This window comes from Enterococcus sp., from assembly GCF_022711995.1.
In the GTDB taxonomy this organism is placed as follows: Bacteria; Bacillota; Bacilli; order Lactobacillales; family Enterococcaceae; genus Enterococcus_D.
Genome location: NZ_JALAHI010000136.1, coordinates 15,553 through 36,091 on the forward strand (window position 1 = coordinate 15,553; position 20,539 = coordinate 36,091).

General features: G+C 42.4%; 17 protein-coding genes. 4 read left to right on the plus strand and 13 right to left on the minus strand.

The features are described 5' to 3' along the window. Positions 1-41 precede the first annotated feature (41 nt). Together Q0A12_RS13505 and Q0A12_RS13510 are read right to left on the minus strand one after the other, a co-directional pair. Entirely contained in the window at positions 42-1,481 is a 1,440-nt protein-coding gene (locus tag Q0A12_RS13505) for a helix-turn-helix domain-containing protein (protein WP_291293154.1), read from the minus strand. After that, entirely contained in the window at positions 1,471-2,781 is a 1,311-nt protein-coding gene (locus Q0A12_RS13510) for an FAD/NAD(P)-binding oxidoreductase (RefSeq protein ID WP_291293155.1), read from the minus strand. Before Q0A12_RS13510 ends, Q0A12_RS13505 begins: the two co-directional genes overlap by 11 nt. 128 nt (positions 2,782-2,909) lie before the next feature. Between Q0A12_RS13510 and Q0A12_RS13515 the strand changes: the two genes are divergently transcribed. Then, positions 2,910-3,701, plus strand: a complete 792-nt coding sequence (locus Q0A12_RS13515) for a DUF92 domain-containing protein (protein ID WP_291293178.1) — start codon at positions 2,910-2,912, stop codon at positions 3,699-3,701. A gap of 119 nt (positions 3,702-3,820) precedes the next feature. On the opposite strand, the gene Q0A12_RS13520 is transcribed toward Q0A12_RS13515, so the two are convergent. The 3 genes from Q0A12_RS13520 to Q0A12_RS13530 form a co-directional block, all read right to left on the minus strand. After that, positions 3,821-4,531, minus strand: coding sequence for an MgtC/SapB family protein (locus tag Q0A12_RS13520; RefSeq protein WP_291293156.1), 711 nt, complete (start codon positions 4,529-4,531; stop codon positions 3,821-3,823). A gap of 216 nt (positions 4,532-4,747) precedes the next feature. Further along, the gene (gene nagB, locus Q0A12_RS13525) at positions 4,748-5,449 is read right to left on the minus strand and encodes a glucosamine-6-phosphate deaminase (protein ID WP_291293157.1); all 702 of its coding nucleotides are present in this window, start codon (positions 5,447-5,449) and stop codon (positions 4,748-4,750) included. Positions 5,450-5,571: 122 nt separating this feature from the next. Continuing rightward, a complete protein-coding gene (locus Q0A12_RS13530; protein WP_291293158.1) occupies positions 5,572-6,186 on the minus strand; it encodes a LysM domain-containing protein in 615 nt (204 codons plus the stop codon). Between the two features lie 248 nt (positions 6,187-6,434). On the opposite strand from Q0A12_RS13530, the gene Q0A12_RS13535 reads away from it, so the two are divergent. Next, positions 6,435-6,815 carry a DUF1093 domain-containing protein gene (locus tag Q0A12_RS13535; RefSeq protein WP_291293159.1) on the plus strand — a complete coding sequence of 127 codons (381 nt, stop codon included), beginning with the start codon at positions 6,435-6,437 and terminating at the stop codon, positions 6,813-6,815. Between the two features lie 82 nt (positions 6,816-6,897). On the opposite strand, the gene Q0A12_RS13540 is transcribed toward Q0A12_RS13535, so the two are convergent. From Q0A12_RS13540 to Q0A12_RS13575, 8 genes are all read right to left on the minus strand, one after another. Beyond that, positions 6,898-9,828, minus strand: a complete 2,931-nt coding sequence (locus tag Q0A12_RS13540) for an NADH-dependent flavin oxidoreductase (protein WP_291293160.1) — start codon at positions 9,826-9,828, stop codon at positions 6,898-6,900. Positions 9,829-9,974: 146 nt separating this feature from the next. After that, on the minus strand, positions 9,975-10,814 hold the full coding sequence (locus Q0A12_RS13545) for an SDR family oxidoreductase (RefSeq protein WP_291293161.1): 840 nt from the start codon (positions 10,812-10,814) through the stop codon (positions 9,975-9,977). A 100-nt stretch (positions 10,815-10,914) separates the two neighbouring features. Beyond that, positions 10,915-11,562 carry a hypothetical protein gene (locus Q0A12_RS13550; protein ID WP_291293162.1) on the minus strand — a complete coding sequence of 216 codons (648 nt, stop codon included), beginning with the start codon at positions 11,560-11,562 and terminating at the stop codon, positions 10,915-10,917. Positions 11,563-11,575: 13 nt separating this feature from the next. Beyond that, on the minus strand, positions 11,576-13,693 hold the full coding sequence (locus Q0A12_RS13555) for a hydantoinase/oxoprolinase family protein (protein ID WP_291293163.1): 2,118 nt from the start codon (positions 13,691-13,693) through the stop codon (positions 11,576-11,578). Positions 13,694-13,712: 19 nt separating this feature from the next. Continuing rightward, positions 13,713-15,041: a citrate transporter gene (locus Q0A12_RS13560; protein ID WP_291293164.1), complete on the minus strand. Its 1,329-nt coding sequence runs from the start codon at positions 15,039-15,041 to the stop codon at positions 13,713-13,715. 111 nt (positions 15,042-15,152) lie between these two features. Continuing rightward, positions 15,153-16,433 carry an MFS transporter gene (locus Q0A12_RS13565; RefSeq protein WP_291293165.1) on the minus strand — a complete coding sequence of 427 codons (1,281 nt, stop codon included), beginning with the start codon at positions 16,431-16,433 and terminating at the stop codon, positions 15,153-15,155. A gap of 79 nt (positions 16,434-16,512) precedes the next feature. Continuing rightward, positions 16,513-17,364 carry a shikimate dehydrogenase gene (locus Q0A12_RS13570; protein WP_291293166.1) on the minus strand — a complete coding sequence of 284 codons (852 nt, stop codon included), beginning with the start codon at positions 17,362-17,364 and terminating at the stop codon, positions 16,513-16,515. Positions 17,365-17,386: 22 nt separating this feature from the next. Further along, on the minus strand, positions 17,387-18,244 hold the full coding sequence (locus tag Q0A12_RS13575; protein WP_291293167.1) for a sugar phosphate isomerase/epimerase: 858 nt from the start codon (positions 18,242-18,244) through the stop codon (positions 17,387-17,389). Between the two features lie 239 nt (positions 18,245-18,483). Between Q0A12_RS13575 and Q0A12_RS13580 the strand changes: the two genes are divergently transcribed. Together Q0A12_RS13580 and Q0A12_RS13585 are read left to right on the plus strand one after the other, a co-directional pair. Continuing rightward, the gene (locus tag Q0A12_RS13580) at positions 18,484-19,383 is read left to right on the plus strand and encodes a LysR family transcriptional regulator (protein ID WP_291293168.1); all 900 of its coding nucleotides are present in this window, start codon (positions 18,484-18,486) and stop codon (positions 19,381-19,383) included. Between the two features lie 262 nt (positions 19,384-19,645). Further along, positions 19,646-20,017, plus strand: a complete 372-nt coding sequence (locus tag Q0A12_RS13585) for a hypothetical protein (RefSeq protein ID WP_291293169.1) — start codon at positions 19,646-19,648, stop codon at positions 20,015-20,017. The last annotated feature ends 522 nt before the right edge of the window (positions 20,018-20,539 follow it).

Genomic DNA, 20,539 nt, shown 5'->3' on the forward strand with positions numbered 1-20,539 from the left:
AGCGATTTTCTAAGAAATTGACGAAATCTGGAGAAACGCCTTTAGTTGAAGCGTTCGCGAATCATTTTTTTGATTTTTTCTCGATCATAGGTCGTCCCTAACTCACTGATACGATAGGTGGGTACCGCGGTTTCAATGGGATAATTTGTCAGGATCAAATCATAGTCTTGCTCTTTTGAATAACGCTCGACGACGACGCCGTTCAAATTTTTCAAGTATAGCAGCCACATGTAAAAAACAGCTTCTCTAAAAAGTGCATCCATCTTCAATGCGATCCCTACGCGAAATTCCCGATTGATTTGGTAGTCAATAATCGTCAGTACACTCAAATACTTGACCATCGTCATCATATACAGGGTATTGTCTTCTGATTCCTCCAGCTTCATTTCTTGGACAGCCGTGGTCAATAGCCGTTCACTGATTTGGCGAATATTACGACTCGATAGTTTCGCTTCCAACTGCCAGATATTTTCTCGGTCAAAAATTTCAACATCACCTTTGAAAAAAAACAAGCGGCTATGGATCTGAGAAAGATGAAAATAACAATTTGCTTCGATTTCTTGCGGAACAGCCGGTCGATACAAATGTAAAATGTGTTCCAAGATCAATGTATCGGTCAATGCTGTGGGAGTAAAACGGGAACGCTGCAACATATATTGACGAAAGTCCTGTTCAGAAAAGACGGAAAAGGAGAGTAAAAAGACAAAATGGAGCATCGCTTCTTCTTCCCGTACTTCTAACGCATAATGCCCAAAACTACGAAATACCAGCTCCCGTAGCTGCTGGTACAAAGGGTCTTTCTCGTAGAAGGCCATCTTTTCTCGCAACTGCTGAAAGGACTGGCCGGGTGCCTTCAGTCGATACTTCATGATCCTCAACCAGAGACTGACTCGTTGCTGTGCTTCCTCGGTAAAGGTCAGAGAAAGTCCGCGGGCGATCAGCCCGACAAGCTTCGTATCAATAGGTAACGGCTGGCTTTTGAAAGAATTTAAGTACCATAGCAGCTGAAAATAAAAGTAGCGAATCTGAGCTTCTTCGCCAGTAAGCTTCCCTTGCCAAATCTCTAGGCCAAACTCTGCCAATACTTGATTTAACTCTTTGATCTTCCGAAACAGTGAGGATTCACTGATCATTAACTTCTGGGCTAGTGGAATCGTAGCAAACTCTTGATTGATCAATAAATATTCCAGCACTTGAAACTTGATGGATGAATGATAAAACGCATATTCAATCTGATTCAATGAAAAATCCGGACTTGTTTCAAGGACCAGTGAAGAACCTTGGTAAGATAAACGACATTGCTCCGAATAAGGTGCTAAGTAAAGAAATAATTCATCGACGTATTTTTCTAAGGATGGCTTGCTGATCCTCAGATAACTCGCCATTTCATTGATATCCAGTTCGCCCCCAACTAAAAGCAGTTTTTTCAGTAGCTGTAGTTGCTTCGCCTCTTTTTTTTCCAATAATTGTTCAAACTTCATTGGCAGCACTTCCTAGAGCCATGGCATTGGATAATTCAAAGACATCGGTAAAATGAGGATGGAAAAAGAAATCTTTCTGCGCCAATTCCGACAACGTGCTCTTCTTTTCGATAGCAAAGGCCAGCAAGTTGATCTTTTCTAAAAGATTGAATTTCGATAACAATTGCGCCCCCAGCACTTGTCCGCTGGCTTTGGCAATGATCAGTTTGCCATGGATCGGTGTTGCATCAATCAGTGAAGCTTTGGCGGTGAATGTTTTCACTGTGATTGCTTGTTCATAAAAGAAACGATCCGACTCAGTCATGCCTGTACTTGCCAAGTACCAGCCAAACAGCTGGGTTCCTACCGTTCGCAAACCGCCACGAAAAGGGGCTTTTTTTTCCTGCAAATTACGGGCTGCTGCGATTCCGGAACGGAGGGCATTATTGACTAATGGCATATAGGCGGTGTCTCTGGTGATGGGGCTATAGATTTGAATCAAGTCTCCCACAGCAAAAACATCTTTTGCAGAGGTTTCCAGATAGTCATCCGTCCAAATCGTATGGTCACTATGCAAGTCCAACTGTTGAAAAGCTGGGTGAGGCCGAGGCCGTACATTGACCGTCGTCAATGCTAGGTCACTGACCAATGTGCGACTGGCGGTTTCCACTTTGAAGCCGGTTTCTGTGGATTCAATCGCAACGGTAGGTTCAGCTAGATAAAGCTGAAGATTTTCAACCTGAGATAACTCTCCTAAAAAAGGGGCTAAAAAGGATTGGTCAAAATATTTAAACAAGGGGTATGTCATGGATTCAACCAAATGGACTTGTTTCCCTAAAGCCGTTAATGTATTGGCCGCTTCCATACCTGCTTGCCCTGCGCCAACGATGGTGATACTTTTTGCTGATGCCAATTTCTGAATGAATTGCGTCGCTGCTTCGTAATCCTTATACGTCATAGGAGCTTCATTGATTGGTAACAAGATCTCCGACTCTTGTGAGGAGCCTGTTGCCAAAATCAAGCGATCATAGGTAATCCTGCGTTGATCGGTTTGGATCAAATGATTACTTGGATCGAGGGTCACCATGGTCTCTTGCAGGGAAACTTGGATTTGCAGCTGTTCCAGCTGTTCCTTGGTGCAAAAGAAGGCGTCTTGCAAAGAAGGGAGCTTCCCTTCTAAATAAAGAAGCATCCCACTCGGAATAAACCCAATGTGGGCTTTTTTTTCAATCACTAGAATCTCCGATTCAGGGTAAAGTTTGCGGGCTTCGATGGCACAACTGATTCCTCCAAATGAACCACCGATGATAACGATCTTCATATACTCACCTCTTAGACTAAGCTTAAATGAAACGCTCTCATTTGACGAGTAAAATGCTGTCGCCAACGAAAAATTCCACAAAATCGTCTTCTTTATGCTAAACTGAGGAAAAAAGCGAGGTGAAAGCAATGGTCTTTTTCTATCAATTTCTGCTAGGACTCATCTGTAGTAGTCTAGTGGCTGGATCTGCTTATCTCTTGCGGTGGTTGTCTTTATCTGGTGCGGCAGCGGCTGCCATCTGCGGAACCATCATCATTGCTTTTGGTCCTTGGTACAGTATCTTTTTGGTAGGTCTTTTCTTTGCCAGCTCCGGTTTTATCAGTCACTTCAAAAAAATTGCCAATGATCTGGTGGTCAAAGGATCTCGCCGCGATGCCGTCCAAGTTTTGGCTAATTTAGCCCCTAGTTTACTCGCATTGATCGGGTATGCTTCTTTCAACAATGAGACCTACCTCTGGGCATTTATTGTCGGGATCGCTAGCTGTACAGCTGACACTTGGGGATCAGAAATTGGTGTCTTGAGCAAGAAAGCCCCGCGGAATCTTTTAACGGGAAAAAAATTACCTGCGGGTCTTTCCGGCGGCGTCAGCCTCTTAGGAACCAGTGCTTCCCTTGCAGGTAGCGGCTGTATCGTTTTACTGCTTATAGTCTGTCTCTGGCTCAGCGGGCAGCCATTGCCTCTAAATAATTTGCTCTGGGTTTTCTTGCTCGGGTTTAGCGGCAGCATCATCGACAGCTTGTTAGGAGCCACGATTCAAGTACGGTACCAATGCACCGTTTGCCATCAATTTACCGAACAAAAAACCCACCACCAACAGCCCACAAAAAAAGTTCATGGCTACGCTGTGATCACAAACGAAGCAGTCAACTTTCTTAGCAATCTTGTTATTGTTGGAATCGCCTGTTTCTTTCTAAACTAAAAAAGAGCGTGGCACAAAAGAAAAAATACTTTTGTGCCACGCTCTAAATACATCTAAACAGCGAGAGCAGAAGCAACTCCTTCGGAAACAAGGAGTCGCTTCTGTCCTAGCCTCTGTTTTTAACTGATATCCACTAGTCGTAGCTTGGTGATATTCTTATAAACAGATAATTCTTCGATGACCTCTGAAAAACTCAAGCCCCGCGGCAAGTTGATGGTGTAAATATTGGTGTAGATCCGATAGTCTTCCATAAATTTCACATCAAAATTAACATCTTCGATTACGATTTCTCGCTCAAGAAAATATTCTGTCAAAAATTCCTTCGTTGCCGCACGATGAATGTACTGAATCTCCAATTTTTTGGCAGTTGGCACCCGTACGATCCGTTTGATCATAGTCAGCGCAAAAAAGATCCCGGCAAAGCTAGTAATGGAAATCGCATAGAAGCCCATCCCAATCGCAATTCCAAGGCCAGCAATCGCCCATAATGAAGCCGCGGTGGTCAATCCAGTCACCGAACGTTTTGTTACAATGATCGTCCCGGCGCCTAAAAAACCAACCCCACTGACAACTTGTGCAATTAAGCGAGCTTCATCCGAACGAATCACCCCTGCCAAATCTGGATGATTCAGTGCGTCTCGCATGGCACCACTCGCAATTTCCACTTGGATCAATGCAATGACACAAGCTCCCATGCACACCAAGATGTGGGTCCGCAGTCCCGCTGGTCGACTTTTGTATTGCCGCTCAAAACCGATGGCACCCCCCATGACCATTGCTAAAACAAGTCTAAGAATAATTTCAGGAATCGATAAAACCATATCAACCATAGAAACACCCCTTTTTAACTATACCACCTCTTTTTGAAAAATAAAAAGGAAGTATTCGTTTTCTTGTTTCAGCTTCCAGTTCACTTTAAACAAAAAAACCGAAGGATCAGCGAAGGCATCAGCGTTTCATCTTAACGACGAACTGGGGAAGTTGCTGATTTTCTTCGATGATCATTCGGGTTTTTACAATTGGGTTGGGGAATCTGTATAAAAGACCTAGAGTTTGCTGGCTGCTGCTTCGTCAACGATGACTGTTACATCCGGATGGTTTTGCAAAGCGGAAGCAGGAAGTTCAGTTGTTACTGGTCCTTCGATCATTCGTTGGATCGCATCTGCTTTCGCTGGACCAAAGGCCATCAAAATAATCTTTTTGCCTTTTAAAATCGAACCGATACCCATTGAGATCGCCGTAGTCGGCACATCTTCGACTTTATCAAAATAGCGTTTGTTGGCATTGATGGTTGATTCAGTCAATTCAACGACTGACGTTGTGCCATCAAAGGATGCGCCAGGTTCATTGAACCCAATATGACCGTTTTGTCCAATGCCTAAGATTTGGATATCCACAGGATGCTCCGCAATTACTTCATCGTATCGTTTGCATTCAGCGGCCAAATCTGTCGCTTTTCCATTTGGCACATACGTTTCTTTAAATGGTTTTTTATCAAATAAATGAGCATTCATAAAGTGACGATAACTTTGATCATCTTCGCCGCCAAGACCGACATATTCGTCTAAATTAACAGAAGTCATTGTTGAAAAATCAACGTCACTAGCTGTCATTTCCGCATACAACGTTTCTGGCGTGCTCCCTGTTGCCAATCCGAGAACTTTTGCTCCCTTCTCAACGCCTTGCTGAATCAATTCAAATGCCTTTTTTCCACCTTCAGCTGCATCTTTCACGCGAATAATTTCCATGATATGCTCCTCATTTCGTTTTGGTATAGTCCAATAATACCACACTCCTTTCTTTTTGACAAGAATTAGTCTAGACCATAACAAAAAAACAGCTGCATGTTTCATGCAACTGTTTCTGCGAATTACCAGTTTGTGTAAACGTCGATGCCGCTGTGTCCAACACCGGTATCATAGACTTTATATGCCCCTAAAGAAGATTGGCCTGTTGCGCCTTTAGGTTGGTTGTCACTTGCGACAACGATATAACCGTCTGCATCACGGATCGTTCCGTCAGAAGCAACATGTCGGCCAGGAATATTCAAGCCGCCACCAGCCAATACTTTTTGTGAATAGTAAGATTCTCTGACACCATTATAGTAATTGATGCCATCTACTGGATTCAAAACGCCGGAACCTGCATTTGGTGTACTTGCGGCGCTTGTGCTGGCAACGTTTGATTGTGTAGTTGCTGGTGCGGTTTCCGTTGATGCCGCAGCCGCTTCTGTTGTTTCTTGCGCTCGTGTCACTGGTTGTGCATCACTAAAAATCAGCAATGTTTCCCCATCAAAAATCAAATTAGGGTCTTGAATGGATTCATTCAATGCCAAAAGATCATCCACTGTTGTGCCATACTCCGTTGCTAGCCCTGACAATGTATCTCCAGGAGCAACTACATGGGTTTGTTCTTCCGCAGATGCAACAGTGCCTCCGATAAATAAACCTAATCCTGCAACAGCTGTAAATACAAATTTTTTCAAGTGAAAAAACCTCTCTTTTTGTGTATTTGTACCTCTCCCCAGGCACAACTAAAAGATTAACATTACAATATTGCAGATTGATTGCAATTCTATTTTTGTCTATCACAATTCTTCGACAGAAAATTACAGCGCACCGTTAAAAAACAACCTTACAAAAAACAGCCTTACAATAGTGTTATCTTTTTCGATGAAGGTTTTAAGCTGTTCCATGCTATAGTTTTCTCAGAAAAAAGAAATGGGGTATATCTATGAAAAAAATGTTGCTTGCACTACTTGTAGTCGTACTTGGTGTAGGAGGCTATTTTGGCTATAAATACTATTCGGAGACCTATCAAGGCGTTACTGCCTATGCCATCACACCTAATGAAATACCTGAAAAAAAACAAACAGTTGATGCTTCTGGGAAAAAAATCGAAGGCTATTCTTCCTATGAATACACCTTTGAATTCATTAAAGAAAATGGGAAGAAGCAAGTCATGACCTATGAATTATCGGATCAAAACGTCCACCCATATGCACCAAACACATTGGTGAAAGCGGAGATCAGCCAAAAACGAGTGATTTCCGGGCCTAATGAAGTCGCAGAAAAAGATGTGCCAGCTTCAATACTGAAACAATTGAAAAAATAAACAGTTTCTCTTCTAATTAAAAACTTCTGGATTCAGCGGCAGATACTTAGCGCCTGCTGGAATCCAGAAGTTTTTTTCATTATTAGTGATTCAGTTCCGCAACTTTTTCCTGTGATTGTACAAAGTTTGCTACGCTTTCTGCTGCTAATTTTCCAGAAGTCAAAGCCCATGCATTGTTTGCACCTGAAGGCGAGTCCGTTCCCATCACACCCCCGACAACTTCTCCTGCTGCAAATAACCCAGTAATTGGTTCTTGTGCTTTGGTCACTACTTCTAACTGTGTATTTGCCATCAAACCACCCATCGTTGTCGCAAAACGTGGTTTTTGCTCAATCAGATAATACGGACCTTCACCGATTGGCACTTGCAAGTATTCCGCCGGGCGATCAAATTCTTCATCTTTTTCATTTGCGACCCATTGATTAAAGCGCGTAACTGTTTCAGTCAAACTTTCAACAGGCATCGCCGCTTGTGCAGCCAACTCTGTTAAGGTCTCTGCCTTAAACGCAAGCGGAGTAGCAGTGCCCTTTTGTGCGATCCAGCGTTCCAAGTCTTCTCTTGTAATTCCACCTTCTGCAACCGCACTGCTGAAAATTTCAAAATGAGCAGCATCCAATAATAAGTAAAGCATTTGCGGAGATTGTGCCAACAAGACTTCTAAAATTTCTTTGTTGCTTGCACGCTCGTTGACGACCCGTTCCCCATTCGGGTTGACAAGCAAGCCATTTTCCTTCAAAACAGCCAGGTTGCCACCGATCGTTGATTTGGCATAGCCTTGAGAAACTTCAACCCCATTCGGGTAAATCTTGCCATACTCCATTAAGCGAGTCCCGGCATTCAACTCTGAGGTCGTTGCCATCAGTAAACCATCACCAGTTGCTGATTTTGGCCCATAATAGAGAACCTTATTCAGCTTCTCACTCAACAATTTGGCATTGTTGCCATAGCCCCCTGTCGTTAAAACAACGGCTTTGGCATAGATAAGATGTGTTTTTCCAGACTCTTCGATGGCTTTGATCCCAATGACTTTTCCTTGGCCATCCGTCAGTAATCGATCGGCTTTGGTTTGAAGATAGACAGCCACTTGACTATTATCCAATGCTTTTCGTGCACTAGCCGCAAACCCGTGTCCACCATGGTGATACGCCAACTCACGATTTTTTTGATATTCGGCCAATACATGCAATCCTTGTTCCATATCATAGTCGACACCCATATATTCATGGACCCAATCCGTTGTTTCACCGACATTTTCCGCCAGTAATGTCACCAACTCTTTGACATTCAAGCCACTTCCATTGGCAAGAAAATCTGCCACCATCAATTCCGGTGTATCATCGCTTACTCCAGCAGCATGCTGTAATTTTGAGCCGCTGACTACTTGATTGCCCCCACTGATGGAAATCGCGCCACCCACAAAACTCATTTTTTCTAATAAGATCGTCTTCAAGCCTAACTGATCTGCTCGCAGTGCAGCCGAGATACCAGCTGCGCCTGATCCAACGATCACCACATCCGTTTCTTCTTCAACCACTTCTTTTGACCACTTCACCACTGGCTTCGGCCGTGCTTTTAGCACTTCGACATCCGCTCCAGCTAATTGGACTGCTTCTGATACGCCGTCAATGACCCCTTGACTGGAGGCAGAAGCCCCTGAAATAGCGTCTACGTTTAACGTTTGTCCTTCAATGATTTGTTGCGGAATGCGCGTGAATACTTGATCGGATAACCCTTCAGATTCTTGGCCTCGGTCAATATCGATCTTGATGATCTGATCTTTAGAGAAGGTTACTTGCATTTCTAAATCGCTATTGTGTCCTTTTGTCAAAACAGAATACGTTCCTGGTTTGTACTCAACTTTGACATTTTGCAACTCTTTCAAGCGCTCGTGTTTTCGTTTTTCTTCTTCTGGATCGATGACCATATAGGACATGAAATCCCAAAGGGGCGTTGGAATCTTTAACTGCTGCTGCGCATTCACATGAGCATAATCAATTACTTCTTTACGTGCGTTGATTTGCTGTACCCAATCGGGTTCAACCAAAAAGCCCTTGCCCACGGCAATTAAATCGTAGCCAATTGCTAATGCATCGGCAGCATCCTCATATTGCAGGATCGAACCGACACCCATGATCGGAATAGTTGCTAATTCTGGTGAACGTAAGGCTAAATATTTCACGATCAATGGCTCAGAATCGTCTCCATCGATGATTGAAGAACGAGTGTAGGCACCCATTGAGAAATGGAAATAATCTGGCTTTTTCTTCGCTAATTGATTTAAGAGATACATCGTATCCTCAAAATTAATCCCTGGTTCCTCTAATTCTTCAGGAGAAAAACGGTACCCTACGATAAAGTTTTCGGCTTTTTCTTCCTCGATCACTTGTTGGATGGCCGCTAGCACTGCTAATGGGAATTTTGCACGTTTTTCGCGGCTGCCACCCCATTCATCTGTCCTGCGATTGGAATGCGGAGAGAAAAATTGTTGCAGCAAGAATGTATTTGCACCATGGATCTCCACACCATCATAACCTGCTTGGATCGCACGTCGGGTCGCGTCAGCGAAAAGACGGATCATGTCCAGAATTTGTTCATGGCTCATTTCTCTTGGTACGGGTGCATTAGGTCTTAGGGCAGCGACTGGACTAGCGGAAACAGGAACAGCTCCTCCATTGTATTCAGGCCATGCCATTCGTCCAGCATGATAAATCTGCATGATCGCTTTTGACCCTTTTTCCTGAATGGCTTTCGCTAGTTGCGATAAGCCAGCAATTTTTTTATCGCTGTCCACTCCTAGTGCTCCTGGAAACCCGCGACCATGGTCTTCCACAAAACAACTTTCTACAATGATGGCAGCAGCATCTCCTGAACGGAAGCGATAATAATCAATTATTTCTTTCGTGACCTCACCATCATAAAATGCCGACTGTGTCGTCATTGGTGACATAAATAATCTATTCTTAAAAACAGCTCCTGAATGCAGCTCAATCGTGTCAAATAATCCTCGAGACATAAGACTCTTCCTTTCTCTTTAGCGTTTTTTGGCATTACGAAATACACCCATCTTTTCTCAATTCTTCCGGTCAAAGATGCGTGTGTTTCGTATGCAGTTTTTCGTCTTTCTTAAAAGCTAATGCTTCCAAAAAATTTTATTGTTTTTTAGTTCTTTTTCTCAGGACGAGAATTGATGGCATATTCTTTGCGTCCACCTGGTTTAGGCACTTGGTCACCCATCATAATGCCGAAGCCACCTTCAACCCGCAACTCATGTCCATTTGTATAGTCAGAACGGTTGCTTGCCAGGTAAAGAACGGCATTTGCGATATCTTGTACATCACCAATACGTTTATTGGCAGTCAAACGCTTGCGGCCTTCTTCTACCTCTGGGTCAGCATAGAAGCTTTCTGATAGTGGCGTTTTAACAAAACAAGGCAAGACGCAGTTGCTGCGGATACCATATTGTCCCCACTCAGCAGCCATTTGTTTCGACATCATATTGACGCCTGCTTTACTAGGGCTGTAAGCACCGGAATACGTTTCTGGGCTTAATGAAGCGATTGTTGATACGTGAACCATCCGACCAGATTTTTGTTCGATCATCACACGACCGATACGTTGTGAAACAAGGAAATAGCCGTTCAAGTTTACATCGATCACTTGTTTCCACTCAGAGAAAGGCAGGTCTTCTAGTAACGAGAATTTCAGAATTGCTGCCGTATTTACCAAGATGTCAATGCGGCCAAAATCCGCTTTGACATTTGCAGCTAGTGCATCGACTTGCTCTTCGATCGTTGAATTGCACACATAACTCTTTACTTTCACGCCAAATTCGGAGGCAAGTTCTTCCGCATAAGCTTTTAGATTTTCTTCATTTAAATCAACCAGAGCAACTTGGGCACCTTGTGAAGCAAATTCTTGGGCGATTTTCTTACCCATCCCACCTAAAGCACCTGTAATGACTACTACGTCGCCATCAAGATCTAACCATGTTTTATCCATTCTTCGTTCCACCTTTTAATTTGTTATATTATTCACTAATAATATACCGTGATTTTCCTGTTGCGACTAATTCTTTTTTTCCATTAATCAATAGCTTATGTCAATATATCTCAGAAGCCTCTTTGCCAAGGAAAAATGCCAATTTCTGGACAGCCAACTGGGGATTTTTTGGGTAAAGCAAGCAGACTTCTAACAATGCTGGAGCATTCGTTAAATGAAAAAACTCTTGCACGAAACAAGAAGCAGCAATTTCACTTAATCCATAGACCCGCACAGACTTTTTCATAAAAGCGATCTGGTATTGGAGATGCTTTTCTGTCGTCCAAAGATTTTTCTTATATTCAACGGCATGAAAAACTTCATGCATCAGGACCAATTCTGATAGCGGTACTCCCGTCAAATCTAAGTGGTTGCTGTCCATAAAAGATTGTGCTTTTTCCAACAATCCCCAATCCAATGAAATCTGGTCTTGCTTATTGAATTCTGCAAAAGTATAAAATCGCTGTCCCTCTTTCGCTTCTGGAAGGTGTCGCAGATGAAGAGTTGCCATCAGTTCTTGCAACTCTTCTGTGTGCTGGCGATACCAACGAGCTTGCTTCTGTCCCAGAGTTGCCGCTTTTTTAATCAATCGAGCGCCTTCTGAAGGAGTGATACGGGCATAAAATGGATCTTGCTGAAGGATCAGCGAAAGATCAAAAGGCCGTGACCATAAATCGCGCACTTGTTCACAAAACTCTGTTTTTTCCACTGACAGCCTCCTATCAACTCATCCGATTTGCAGCAATAATAAGAACTTCCTCTGTTCCGATCAATTGACTTAACTCAATATCGATCAGCATCATCAATTGCGCATAATCCGTTGATGCGAAATCAAACAATCGCGGTCCTACACAAAGGTAAAAGTCGGGACGAATCACTAAATCACTTTGGTAATTGGCCATGCTTTCCCACAACAGAGAAATTTGTTCACTATAACTCTGAATGGTGGTTTTCACCACAACGGCATGATCCCGTTGAACACGAATAAATCCACGATGATCTACCAGACGAACACGATCGCCAGCTTTGCTTTTCGCACCAAAAACATAGAAATGCTCACTCTGAGCCAAAGGTTGTATCTCTTCAGAAACTTGAAGATCTGCTTTTGCTATCTCTTGTGCTTCTTCAAAAGTAATCTCATTCCGATGCTCCACTGCTTGAGCTGCCGTAGCACCGGAAGCCCGGGCAGTTATTTTCTGGGTCTGAGGATCGATTTCGATATGAACCTCGATACTATCTGCTGTCGCCCCACTTTCGATGGCTAATGTGGCTGCTTCTTGTTTGATGGCAGCAATATCTGCTTTTGTCGGATTGGGTACGATTCGTTCGACGACATCTTGCACCACCGATAAGGCGACACCGATGGAGGAAATCACTTCGGCATTTTCTGGTATTTTGTAATTCAATGAAAGTTTTTTCGCAGCGTGTTTGATCAGTGAAGACACACCGCCGCCAACTCCAACTAACGTCATTTGATTGGGCTCTAATTGATACTTTCTAGCAAAAGAATGAATCACTGGCTCAATTTTTTGGACCGCTTGATCGAGAATTTGACGCGCAACATCTTCTACGGTTGTTTGTAAATAATCCGCTAATGGCTGCATGGCTTTTCTTGCGGAGGAAACATTTCCATAGGAGAAGTCCTCTTCTGTCACATAACCAAGCACATTCGCTGCACAAGAATTGGTGATGGTCACACGCTTGCCGCTGGCTAGTCGGATCGCGACATAATCTGCCGGATCTCCTTCTTTCGGCGCGTAAAGTTCCAATTGAGGATCAACGATTTCGTCTTCTGGCGTATACACACTGTATTCCAACCCTGCAATATGGGCACTTCGAGGACCAACATCACTAACCCCTTTTTTATTGACACGGATCATACTTCCCCCTGCAACGCCTAGTACCCGAACATCTAGGGAGTTGACATAGGTTTTATGACCGGATATCTCCGAATAGTCAATGACCGGACGACCATTTTTGATAACGCCTAAATTGGTAGACGTGCCTCCTACCTCAAAGTAAATGCCGTTCGATGTTCTTAAATACATCAAAGAACCCATCACACTGGCCGCTGGTCCAGAAAGCATGGTCAAGACTGGCCGCTTCTTCATTTCTACGACATCCATCAGGCCGCCGTCTCCACGCATGATCATCAATGGTACATCCACCCCTGCTTGCCGAACACTACGCTCCGTTGACGTTGCGGTTTCCAACATCGTTGGCAAGATAGAAGCATTGATCGTTGCAGTTCGTGTTCTACGAGACAAGCCATAAAGCTTTGTCATCTCTGAAGCCAAAGTGACGTCAACCCCTTGTCTTTTAGCAACTTCGGCAATTTTTTCTTCTGTTTGCAAATCATCGACACCAAAAGCTGCGGAAGCGACGATCACTTCTACTTGTTCCTGCTGAAGTTCTTGGATGGCTTGTTCGATCTGCTGATCAGTCAACTGCTTCAATGGGATAAACCGGGTTGCAACATGAATACTGCGTCCAGTTCCCAGATCGATATCCTTCAGTGATGTCTGCCATTTGGCAAGAAGCCCCTCCACCCCATTCTTGGCTGTGCTGATGATCCCTACTTTTGCTACATCCCCTTCCAGTAAAGCATTTGTTGCTTGTGTGGTACTGTGAGCAACAAACACCACTTCTGCAGGTTGGATGTGGTTTTCATTTAAACATTTGATAAAAGAGGCAACTACCCCTTCGGCTACGCCTTGTTGGCTATCGTGGGTCGTTTTTACAGAAGATTTCCCGATGATTTCTTGGGTATCATTATTGATAGCGACCGCCTTAGTATGGGTACCACCTACATCGATTCCTATTCGTACTTTTCTTTGCATTCTCGACACCTGCACTTTCCTAAATCGGGCTATATAGCATGAAAGTCAATAGTTCCAGCAGAATGGCCACGACCATTCCCGGTAAGAACGCCACTTTCATGTAGTCTTTTGTATTGATATTATTAAATCCTAAGCCCCACGCATTCCATGAGATCGTCAAATCGAAATGTCCCATCCCAATCATGATCGAAATGAATAATGGATACAAGAAAGTCGTAGGATAATTAGTTTGATTGCTGATAACAGCTAATAAGGCTGCACCACAACCAATCAACGATACAGGCCCTCGGAACCATGTCAAAGGCGCTAACAGACCAAAAAGGAGACACAATGCGAATGGGTGAGTCGGAATGATTCCTCCCAATAAGGACTCAAAGTAAGGCGCCGCAAAAGTAGCCGCCGCATTAAACATTGCAAGGGTCATCCAGAATGCCACCAATGTCGCTGTATCCTTGACACCATCAGCAAAAATCCGTGTCAAAATCTGTGAATCTTTTCTAAAGCCAGCTTTCAATATGCCGCAGACGGCTAACGCATAAAGACTCGCTGCAATAAAACAAAAAATGACCGGTAACTTAAAGACAATCACACCGATTACCGGGATAAATGGCGTGATCAATGCGATTCCTGGAACATCCTGCACCTTTTTTTCGGCGCCAGCAGACCATGCGTAAGTCAAGCTTTCCACGCGTAAATAACCAATAGAAAACGCGGAGGAAACCAAGATCATGACAAAGAAAGCCAACAGCCCGAATGAAAAATAATCATTATATGTATATGTCAGGCCGCCATTTACATTCCCAAAAAAGGCTTGATATTGCGTGAAATTGATTGGATTTAGAAAAATCCCTGCCGCTACGGATGCCGTAAAACTGAAAAAAGCAACAACTTTCGGAATACCGATAGAGAACAAAATAGGTAACACAATCACAGCGATCGCGATGACAGATCCTGCACCAGACATCGATGAAAAAATAAATCCTGTAATCAAATTAACGATCACTAAGATAACCGCAGGGCTGTCTCCACCTAATTCAACACTTTTGCGGATAATCGTAGAAGCGATCCCCGTTTCTAGCAAAATTCTCCCAAAGAAAGCACCGACAAAAATGTTCATTTGAGAAGCGCCCCAACGTTCTGGTGCCTGCTGGTAAACTTGTCGCAACATCTCAGAAAACGTCAAATCTGCGAATGCTGGATTCGGTGACAGGAAATTTCCCACAAGAGGTAAAATCACCCATAATGTTGCCATTAAGATAAAACCAATCATTAGGTTGTAGCCTTTGATGCAATAAACAACCATGCCAATAAATGACGCAACTAATAATATTCCGATGAAACTATCCATTACGACTCTCCTTTTTTTGAAGCATACCATTTGTTATCTAAATACCACTAGCGCATTTCTAATGGATAAAAGCGGAAAAGGAGGAGGCATTTTCGCCTTCCTCCGACCCCCTTAGTCTTTTACCCGTTCAAATGCACTATAACCAAATACTTTTTTGTGCTGACCTAACAAGTAAACCATCATGAAAATGGATAGAACTCCTGCTGTTAGCAATAAGCCCATCATAATGAAAATGGCTTGCGTTTCTCCCACTGATTTTGTCATTGATGCAACAATATAGGGTAAGAAGGTACTCGCCAGACCCATCCATGTGTAGTAGATTCCCGTGTTGCGGCCTTTTGGTCCCGGACAAAACATTTGTCGAACACCAAGCCCCGTTTGTAGGGCACCACCTGCAGCAAAGAATCCTAAGAATGCAATACTGATATAGATCACAACAACATGTTGGACTAACAAAACTAACGCTAAAGCGATTGAAATGAATACCGCATCGATAAATAGCACTTTAAGTGGATTCCATCTCAATTTACCCATCATCATTGCCCAAAACAGCACTGCGATGATCGAACCAAATGTATAGATGGATGTTAATCCTGCAGACTGCATTTCTGTCAATCCTGCATTAGTCAAACCGAACGCTTTCGTGTATTGCTGTGCCCCATACATGATGAACATACAAAGGAAACCATAAAACATTGTCAAAAAGTTTACAGCAACATTTGGTTTTACAAGCATTTTGGCTTTTGCAGCATCGATTTCTTCTTGAACGGCATTTTTTTCTTGTCCGTTAACAGAAGTTTTTTCTTTCATCATATCGTCATAAGCAAATGGCGCAATCGCCGCTAAAACCGTACAAATGATCGATAATACTAATGGAATGATGATTCCGATCGATTGGCTTCCTGTTTTGATAAAGTTTACCACTAACAGTGGATAAATCACGCCAGATAACGAAACAAAGAATTTGATCCCTACCATTGCTGAAGCAGCGAATTTTGGTGCTGACTCTTGTGCAGCTGGATACAAAGAAGCATCCCAAAAACCAGAAGTAGCAACTCCGGCAATAAAGGCACAAACAGCAGCAACCATCATGTTCGTCGTTAATAGGAGTCCTAAGAAACATAACGTGTACAAAATAGCCCCAAGGACTGCCATTTTTTTCCGTCCGACTTTATCTGAGATCTCCCCGCCAATCCAAACCGTCAGAAATTTACCTAAACCGGTCGCCGTTATTGCTAATGATACTGCCGCAGCACCAGCGGATGGATCAGTGTATCCCCATTTTTCATAAAAATAGATGGCATTTTGACTTAAAATAATTGCTTGAATCCCGTGAGTAAAGTAACACATATAAACAGTGGCTAATGACAAAATATATTTTTTTGCTCTCATTTTCCCGCCCCTTCTAATGGCTAATACCATTCCTGTAGTTCAGTTATACTGCCCTACAGGAACGGATCATTCTACAGATTTATTTGTTTGGTCGAACAGGTAATTCTTTTCCGGTAAACAATTGGAAGGCTGCTTTTCCTTGTTCCAGCAGCATGCCTTTCCCACTGACAATCTGACAGTTATTTGCTTGCGCATCTTTCAGTAATTGCGTCAATGGCGGGTTATAGATCGCATCAGCTACAACCAAATCAGCGCGTAACAGGGAAGTATCTGAGATCAATGTTTGAGTGTTGCCTTCCCCCATACCTACTGTCGTTGCATTGACTAGGTAGTCTGCTTCATTGATTTTTTCTGCCAGTTTTTCACTGTCATTGACATCAATGATTTCGATCGCAAAGCCTGGGTAATACTCTTTTACACGAGCAACGGTTTCTTCCCCTTTTTGATAGAAATCATCTTTGGCGTTGAAAATCGTAATAGCCGCAGCCCCCTCAATCGCCAGTTGGACTTGAATAGCTGTCGCTGCTCCACCTGCGCCTAAAACCACAAATTTTTTGTCTTTGATTTCTAATCCATTGGCACGCAGATTAGCAACAAATCCTACCCCATCTGTGATATGACCGATAAGTTTTCCTTCATCGTTGACGATCGTATTGATCGCTCCAACCATTTTGGCAGCTGGTGTCAATTCATCCACGTAAGCTGTTGCCGCTGTTTTACATGGCATAGTGACATTTCCACTCATCTTAAAAGTGCGGAAAGCTTCGATAGCTTGTGCTACTTGCTCTTCTTTTACGTCAAAAGCTAAGTATACGGCATCGATCCCTAATTGTTCAAAGCCATAGTTATACATCGCTGGAGAACCAGAATGGCCCACCGGACTTCCTATCAATCCTAAAAGTTTTGTTTTTCCAGAGATACTTTCTAACATAGTCTTTCCTCTTTTCTTTGGCTTATGCTTCTTCTAACAATTCCGGCCAAGCTTTCTTGATGACATCAATACTTGTTTGGAAATTTTGTTCTGCTGCTTTTTGATAGCCTTGGCTCAAGATAGGATCAGAAATAACTTCCGTACCAATAACCCGTGGTTTGATGCCATGTTCTTTCAATGCCCGCAAGAAGCCTTCTGTATCTCCCCAGCCAGTACCAGGGCATAGACGGTCATGCATAGATTCATCTCTTAGAATTGAATCTGGGTAACGACGTTCTAACACGTCACAAATTTGGATGGAAACCACTTTTTCTGCTGGAACGTCTTTTAAGTCCGCGGCAGTCATGTTGGCTCTTGCCCAATGCCAAGTATCTAAGATCAGCATGCCATTTTCGCAGTCGGCTTTTTTAACGATATTCCAAGCACTGGCTAAATCTGGAACGCCACTATATGGCATAAATTCTAATCCAATCACCAATTCTTTGGCACGAGCACAAAGCTCTTTAAATGCTTGAATATGAACTTCTTCAGGATATTTTTCCATCAATCCGCAGTTGATGTGTCCTACTCCAAAAAGTCGCGCCATATGATAGATGGTTTGTTCTTTGAATTGTTGCAACAGTGTTTCTGCTGTTTCGGCCGTTTTGTTTGGATCAGCCCATAAAGTAATATACTCTACTTCAGTGACTTTCATTTCGTTTTCTTCTAAAATGGCTAACATTTTTTCATCTGTATAGCCTTGTTTGATTGCTAAAATATAAGTTTCTGCACGTAAACCAATGCCATCGTATCCTGCAGCTTTGGCTGTTTTGACACGTTCCTCAAAATCAATCTCTGTTCCTAGTGTGTAAGAGCTAATTGTCAATGGTACTTTTCTCATTGTTACTTCCTCCTTCAATAAATCCGAATACAGGCATTTGTTCTTTTATTCACAATCGATTGTTGAAAATGTCGGAATTCCAAGAAATAGAACTTGTGCTTATATTCACAATCCTTAACTAAAGCCATTATAGCTTTTAGCCGATTCCTTTTCTAATTGTTTTTTCTTTATCAATCTATAGATAAAAGATATACATTTTTGCTATACTATGGATAAGTTCAATCTAGAGGAGGACAACAATGAATCTTCAACATCTAAAATACTTCGACGTTTTAGCTAGAGAAGAGCATTATACACGTTCAAGCAAGCAGTTGAACATCACTCAGCCTAGTTTAAGTAACGCCATCTCATTACTTGAAGAAGAATTAGGCGTCCAACTATTTGAAAAAAACGGCCGTAATGTTTCCCTAACAAAACCGGGAAAAATCTTCCATGAACATGTGATCCGAACATTGGAAAGCCTTGATTCAGGCATTGACACCATTACAAAGATCAGCAAAGGCTTTGGTCATATCAGTCTGGCTTTTTTACAAGTTCTAGGAATTTCTTATGCACCAAAAATCACCAAAGAATTTTTATTGGCTAATCCTGACAAAAATATTCAATTTGAGTTTCATTCAGGTAGTGTCAGCACTGAAATTATCGAAGGCCTCAAATCTTTCCGCTATGATTTAGGAATCAGCTCTTATATTGCAAATGAACCCACCATCGAGTTTGTACCGATCGCTAGTCAAGAATTAGTGGTGATTACAGCGTTAGACCATCCTCTTGCACAATATGATGAACTAGCTTTGGATCAACTGACAGAGTACCCGCAAATCATTTTCAGCAAAAAAAGTGCGCTTCGGGGCATGATCGATGATATTTACCAACGGAAAAATCTCAGCTATAAAGTTGCCTATGAGGTAAAGATCGATCAAGTCATTGCCGGTTTAGTCAGTCAAAATTGGGGCATCGCCATCATCCCAAATATGACAATGCTCGACTCTTTACCATTGAAACGAATCAAGCTAACAGACATTTCCTGGGAGCGTTATTTCTATTTGGCCTACAATAAAGATACTTACCTACCACCTGTGGTAAAGAATTTTCGAGATTTTATCTTAGAACAAGCCGATCCCAAACAAATATTGTATTGACGCAATGCTTTTACAATTTTTTTGAAACCGCCGTCAAAAAAGCCTGTGAGACTTAGGAAAACAAACGTCTGCTGACAACTAGGAAAACAACAGTTATTTTAATACTTCTCATTGAAGAGACGCAATCCATTTAACAAGCCCCCTGATTTGGCGAGCAGATTGAACTGACTTGGCGTGATCATTTTAAAAAATGTTGATTTTTTCGCAGAAATTTGCTAAATTATTTTCTGTCTTTAGAGAAACTATTCCCTAGGAGAGTCAAATGCCTTTTATCGTTTATTTTTTCATTTCGTTGTTAGCGATCTATATTCCTCTGCCAACGCTGTTACTACTCTGTCAACGACTTGCAGTGCAGCATGATACGATCACTATGGTAAATAAATTTATCTTACTTCTTATGATACTGTTGGATTATTTTGTTACCTATTACTTACTGAAAAAGTGCAAGGTAAAAACGGTGCACTACGTCTTACTTGTCGGACTTAATCTTTTAGAATTCGCCGTGCACGGCTATCTTTACTGGCGGTTTGAAGCAGCTCCGCTCATGGTGATCATGCTTTTTCAACTTGTTTTATTACTCTGCATGTTTAGTTTCCCTTTCTCCAAAAAATTTCGCAGGTATCTGTTTGATTGAGGGATGAAGTGGATCCTTCTAGACATTTGGTTCATAAAATGAAAATGTAGAGGCTGTGCCATAAGTCTCCTATAAGTAATACTATCCGAACAGTAACTATTATTGCTTCTGCGGTGCAGTGGCTCTTCTTCGCAAAACTCCGAGGAATCTATCGCAATAGACTATGATTCGGTTTCACTTGTTGGATGATGACTTATGTCACAGTCCTCCCTTTAGGTTTGATAGGCTCCCATCCTAGTAGACTAGAAAAACGAAAGTTTCTAGTCTACTAGGATGGGAGTTTTTTCTTAGAAGTGTACTATTTTAGTGTAGAAAAATCGAAACGACTGTGTCTATGCTTGCAGTGTTAAGCGTTGCTGAAGTCAAAGCCGATGTTCCGCCGACTAGTTGAGAGAACCATTTGTAGGAAGTAAACAGGTAACTTCAATGACTCCTCTAGTTACAGGCAGCAAAAATTTTAGAAATATTTGAGAATTGATGAATAGTCTTTTGAAGTTTCAATTCTATACTAAATATATTCGG